The 4,839-nt window shown below is 56.6% G+C and carries 2 protein-coding genes and 7 pseudogenes; 7 read left to right on the forward strand and 2 right to left on the reverse strand.

Annotated features, from left to right (window positions below; genetic code table 11):
• Window positions 1–109: pseudogene (locus tag AC1D2N_RS35985) on the forward strand (IS6 family transposase); the annotation flags it as partial.
• A 45-nt stretch (window positions 110–154) separates the two neighbouring features.
• Here AC1D2N_RS35985 and AC1D2N_RS35990 read toward each other — a convergent pair.
• A pseudogene (locus tag AC1D2N_RS35990) lies at window positions 155–376 on the reverse strand (peptidase C39); the annotation flags it as partial.
• A gap of 457 nt (window positions 377–833) precedes the next feature.
• Between AC1D2N_RS35990 and AC1D2N_RS35995 the strand changes: the two are divergent.
• From AC1D2N_RS35995 to AC1D2N_RS36015, 5 genes and pseudogenes are all read left to right on the forward strand, one after another.
• A pseudogene (locus AC1D2N_RS35995) lies at window positions 834–983 on the forward strand (ArsA-related P-loop ATPase); the annotation flags it as partial.
• A 41-nt stretch (window positions 984–1,024) separates the two neighbouring features.
• Window positions 1,025–1,558: an inorganic diphosphatase gene (gene ppa / locus AC1D2N_RS36000; RefSeq protein ID WP_065277176.1), complete on the forward strand. Its 534-nt coding sequence runs from the start codon at window positions 1,025–1,027 to the stop codon at window positions 1,556–1,558.
• Between the two features lie 409 nt (window positions 1,559–1,967).
• Window positions 1,968–2,189 (forward strand): annotated as a pseudogene (locus AC1D2N_RS36005) (IS6 family transposase); the annotation flags it as partial.
• Between the two features lie 95 nt (window positions 2,190–2,284).
• Window positions 2,285–3,327 (forward strand): annotated as a pseudogene (locus tag AC1D2N_RS36010) (IS110 family RNA-guided transposase).
• Between the two features lie 283 nt (window positions 3,328–3,610).
• Window positions 3,611–4,184, forward strand: a pseudogene (locus AC1D2N_RS36015) (IS6 family transposase); the annotation flags it as partial.
• Between the two features lie 105 nt (window positions 4,185–4,289).
• Here the strand turns inward: AC1D2N_RS36015 and AC1D2N_RS36020 are convergent.
• On the reverse strand, window positions 4,290–4,631 hold the full coding sequence (locus AC1D2N_RS36020) for a hypothetical protein (RefSeq protein ID WP_018496486.1): 342 nt from the start codon (window positions 4,629–4,631) through the stop codon (window positions 4,290–4,292).
• A 63-nt stretch (window positions 4,632–4,694) separates the two neighbouring features.
• On the opposite strand from AC1D2N_RS36020, the pseudogene AC1D2N_RS36025 reads away from it, so the two are divergent.
• Window positions 4,695–4,839, forward strand: a pseudogene (locus AC1D2N_RS36025) (IS6 family transposase); the annotation flags it as partial.

Here is a 4,839-nt window from a genome sequence, read left to right on the forward strand (position 1 = left end):
CCGAAATCTTTTCGTCGCGCCGCACCAGAGACACTCAGCCCTAGCCACCCATATTCATCGCATCCGCGCCATGGCGCAGTGGAAAGCCGTGACCGCTGCAATTGCATGAGTTTACCGACAAGCGACTTTACGGCCGTTGATCAAACAACATCGCCCGGTAGAGAGCTCGAGCCAACGCAAGGCGCTGCTTCTCGCCACCGGAGAGGCGTACACCATTCTCGCCCAGACGGGTCTGAAGGCCGCTGGGCCAGCATTCGATTGGCTTTCGTAACCCTACTTGATCGCATATTTGCAGGATCTTCGCGATGTCCGGATCGAATTCGCCAAGTGCGATATTCTCGATTACCGAGCTTGAGAGCCCGTCGATTGATTGCGGCGGCACCCCTTTTGATATCGGCAACCGCGATGCGCTATCGTTGCGCCTGAAAACTACGTTCGATCGTGCGAATGTCAACCCGAAACGGTGTCTCCGGGCAAAGATGGCCATCCTCTCTCACCGGAGTGCAGCGCGGCTTTTCACTGCCAGCATTTGCATCAAGTGCAGGTCATTCGACTAAGAAATGCATGCGCATTGCGGCTTACGCTCTGCTGGCTCTTGACGACTTGTGTGCGACATTGTCGTCACCTTTGTCGGCTTCGTGACACGCTTTAGGATTCTTCGGTCCGGTATTTTATCCCTCTAAGTGTTTGCGGGAGCACCAGTTTCCGTTCTGCTCTATCAATCAGCTCAATTGGCACGACGCTTGAAAATTGTTCTCGGGCTGCGACGGAAGCAGCCGCGGCCAATGTCGCGGCATCACCTCGGTCGGTTCGAACACGAAAAGGAAGTAATAATGGCTGCTCTGCGTCAGATCGCGTTTTACGGAAAGGGAGGCATTGGCAAATCCACTACGTCCCAGAATACGCTCGCCGCCCTTGTCGAACTCGGGCAGAAAATCCTCATCGTTTGCGATCCAGAGGTCGATTTCACGCGATTGATCCTGTGGGCTAGCTTGCGCGCCTAAATTCAACAAAAGGAGGCCCTATGCGTATCGAAGCGATTTCCGTTGGCAAGAACCCGCCGGACGAGGTGAATGTCGTTGTCGAGGTGCCGGTCGGCGGCAAGCCGATCAAGTACGAACTGGACAAGGAAGCCGGCGCACTCGTCGCACACCGCTTCCTCTCCACTTCGATGACCTATCCGGGAAACTATGGCTTCGTGCCGCACACGCTGTCAGAAGACGGTGACCCGATCGACGTCCTGATTGCGAACACCTGGCCGCTCGTTGCGGGCTGCGTCATCAGTGTGCGTCCGATAGGTGTTCTGGTCATGGAAGACAATGCCGGCAAGGACGACAAGATCATCGCCGTGCCGGTGGCGAAGTTGACGCGCTGCTACGACAAGGTTGAGAACTATACCGACCTGCCGGATATCTTGGTGAAGCAGATTGAGCACTTCTTTTCGCACTACAAGGATCTGGAGCCCGGCAAGTGGGTGAAGATAGCCGGCTGGCAGGACGTCAATGTCGCCAAGAAGTTGATTCGTAAGGCGGTCGGCCGCTACAATTTGCACAAGTGATCCCGACCGGCAGAGCCAAAGTAGGCGGCGCGAAGTGGTCAGGGGCATCTTAGTTCAAGTCCTTGTCACGGCTGGGACAGGGGGCAAGCTGATTATGTGGCGGGGAAGTTGGAATGTCCGGATCGCGTGCAAAGTAGAAGTGTCACTTTGAGGTCCATATCGTAGGGCGACCAGCCCCGATCTGACCGGCTGGTCCGGGTTGCAAGATCAGATCGGGGCGGGTGAGGGGCACCTTTCGGCTTTAGATCCCATGAGACAGCGACAGGCGCTCTGGCAGAGTGAGGCTGCATCAAAGCACTCGCTCGGAAGGAGTAGATTATGGAAACCGCACCGTTCAGATTATCCGCGTGGCTACGAAAGGGCACCGTAAAGTTAACCGACGGCTGATGAAGATGTGCGTACATGGGCCATGTCAGAAGTTGCTCGTGATCCGCTTTATCGTCGCCACCGCTTTCCCGCTGAGATCATTGCGCACGCGGTATGGCTCCACTTGCGCTTTCCGCTCAGCCTGCGCATGGTTGAGGACATGCTGGCGGCCCGCGGCATCATCGTCACGCATCAGACCATTCGAAGCTGGGCGGAGAAATTCGGACGGCATTTCGCCCGGGAGATCAAGCGACGGTCAGCCGGCTGCCTGGGGCGACAAATGTTGGGGTGGACGGCCCCCGAACGGCATCGAAATGTGCCAGAGTGAGCTGTTAACGATCTCAAACGAAGGAGCCGCCCGTGGATCAGATTATCCGTATTGGCATGGATACGTCAAAGCACGTCTTTCAATTGCATGGTGTGAACGCCGCCGAGCGGCCGATCCTGCGCAAGAAGATGCGCCGCAAGGAGATGGTGGATTTCTTTGCGACATGCCCACCGACCGTGATTGCGATCGAAGCCTGTGCCGCTTCGCATCACTAGGCGCGGTTGCTGACAGGGTTCGGACATGAGGTAAAGCTGATCGCGCCACAACTGGCGAAGCCCTACGTCAAGCGCGGCAAGAATGATGCGGCCGATGGCGAAGCGCTATGCGAGGCGATGAGCCGCCCGACGATGCGGTTCGTTCCGGTAAAGAGTGCGGATCAGCAAGCCGCGCTGATGCTGGTGGGCATGCGCGAGCGCGCTGTCGCCGCACAGACGCAGCTTGCCAATACGATTCGTGGCTATCCAGCTGAGTTCGGGCTGACCGCGGCCAAAGGCATGTCTCATCTTCCGCTCCTTCTGGAACGCATCATGATTGATGAAAGCATTCCGGCTGTGGCGCGTGAGCTGTTCGCGTCTCTCGTTGAGGAATTTGCGCAGTTGGGTGAGCGCCTGAAAGAGGTGGAGGCAAAACTGATGGCTTGGTATCGCAACAATGAATGATGTCGCCGTCTTGCAAAGATCCCTGGTGTCGGACCAATCGGCGCGGTCTTGCTGGTGATGAAAGCGCCGGCACCGGAACAGTTCAGATCTGGAAGGCAGTTTGCCGCCTGGATGGGCCTGACGCCCAAGGATCATTCGACTGCTGGCAAAGTCAGGCTCGGTATCATTACGAGGCCGGCGATGAGGCATTGCGCAAAACATTGGTCGTGGGTGCAACCTCGTTGCTTCGACAGGTGAGAGCGGGAAGAGGCAGGAACGCTTCGCTCTGGCTCATCGAGTTGCTCAAGCGCAAGGCCCCAAAACTCGCGGCTGTCGCGTTGGCCAACAAGATCGCCAGGATCGCCTGGAAAATGATGGTGACCGGCGAGGCTTACAAGGGCAATGCTGCGCGCCCGGCTCTGGCCTGCGCGGCGTGAAGAGATCAGTCGGTCACGGTGAACAGGATACAGACGCTACCGTGCTGAGCTGATGCGTGAACTTGCAGGAAACGATTAGATGGTGTGATCGATCGATCCGAGACGCGGTACACTCCGTAGATGCCAGTGGCCCAACGAGGCCGATCAAGTGTTTGGAACCCACGTCGCGGAACCCATCTTGGCCAGCGTTCATGTGTGAACGCAACAAAAGGCCGGACATATGAACGCAAGAAATCCGATCAAATCATCAAAGAGTTCTTGCAAGGAGGGGGCCGTCCACATATGGCATCTCGACGAATGTGTGGTGGCCATCAATGGCAAGAAGCAGTGGCTCTGGCGTGCGGTCGATCAGGACGGCTTCGTCCTCGACGTACTGGTGCAAAGCCGCCGAAATGCCAAGGCGGCAAAGCGTCTGATGCGTAAGTTGCTGAAGGCTCAAGGGCGGACACCACGGGTCATGATCACCGACAAGCTCCGGTCCTATGATGCCGCCAGGCGCGACCTCATGCCCGGTGTCGAACACCGGTCGCACAAAGGCCTCAATAATCGAGCGGAAAATTCGCACCAGCCGACCCGACGACGCGAAAGGACCATGAAACGCTTCAAGTCGGCACGCCAGCTTCAGCGGTTCGTTTCCATCCATGATCCGATTGCCAACCTGTTCCACTTTCCCCGCAATACGCTGTCATCGGCTCAACATCGAGACCTGCGTAACGCCGCCATGCAAATCTGGAACAAAATCGCGTGTGTCGCCGCAGCCTGACAGCCGTCCCGGCCAGCTATCGCTGCATCAATCCGCTGATAACTTTACAGTGCCCTTCGCCCTGCATCGTTCGCGACAATGCAGGATGCGCTGAAATCAAGCTCGTCATCCATCTCTCCTCGTTGTGAAACGAGGGGGCACTTCTTCATTTCGTTAGGGGGTCAGTTTCTCATTTCGCCTGACACAATCCAAGTGTCGGTTAACGCTCCATCAGCAACTGGAACGTGTCAATGAGGATCGCCAGAAAAACGCCAGACCCAGTGATGATCACGCCATTCAGAAATAGCCGGCTTGCCTTGTCGTAGACGACTTTTTTCAGTGATGACGTTTGCAAAAGTAAAGCGAGGGAGCGCAGCTGAAAGACGATGCCTATAGTTATGACGACCAACGTCGGCAGGTCGGCAAGTCTCCACGGTATTGGATTGCTGGCCCACTGCGTAAGGAAGCCTAGGGAAAATGAAAGCACCACCCCCACGACGGTAATCGTGCCGTTGCGGAAAAGCGTTTCTATCAGGTGTTCGTCGTCATCGTTGAGATTCATTTCCGGCTCTCCATCCCGGTGACTATCCACGCTTTCGTGTGACAATCAACCGTATTTGGGGCGATGTCACGTTGTCGGCAACTTAACGGGTGGCGGATAATTCGGTTGAGATGACCTCATCGACCATCAGCTACAAGAACCACCGCTTTCCACCGCAGATCATCGCCCGTGCGGTCTGGCTGTATTTCCGGTTCCCGTTGAGCCTGCG

It is taken from the genome of Rhizobium sp. P1_B8, from assembly GCF_056406515.1.

Bases quoted from the DNA above. Each gene is read 5' to 3' on its own strand.
- ppa (WP_065277176.1), top strand. From the start codon at position 1,025: ATGCGTATCGAAGCGATTTCCGTTGGCAAGAACCCGCCGGACGAGGTG.
- AC1D2N_RS36020 (WP_018496486.1), bottom strand. From the start codon at position 4,631: ATGAATCTCAACGATGACGACGAACACCTGATAGAAACGCTTTTCCGC.